1 protein-coding gene is annotated in these 269 nt (G+C 65.8%); it reads left to right on the top strand.

The window, feature by feature from the left end; translation table 11 throughout:
• Window positions 1-269 (top strand): MobA/MobL family protein (locus tag V5F77_RS29330; protein WP_429008544.1); only part of this gene is annotated, 269 nt, incomplete at both ends.

Below are 269 nucleotides of genomic sequence, written 5' to 3'. Positions count from 1 at the left end.
GCGAGGTGGAGTTCGCCATTCCGCGCGAGATGACACAGGCGCAGGGCGTCGAACTGGCCCGCGACTTCGTGCAGTCCGAGTTTGTGGATCAGGGCATGATCGCCGATCTCAATGGGCATTGGGACACCGGGGCGGACGGAATGCCCAAGCCCCATGCCCATGTCATGCTCACCATGCGGTCGGTGGACGCGGACGGCTTCGGCCCGAAGGCGCGGGAGTGGAACCGCACGGATTTGGTCGAGCGTTGGCGCGAACGCTGGGCCGATCAC

It is taken from the genome of Roseixanthobacter psychrophilus (assembly GCF_043195195.1).
Lineage (GTDB): Bacteria > Pseudomonadota > Alphaproteobacteria > Rhizobiales > Xanthobacteraceae > NCEH01.
The sequence above is the reverse complement of the archived record's forward strand: the minus strand, read 5'-3'. Positions and strand labels throughout refer to the sequence as shown.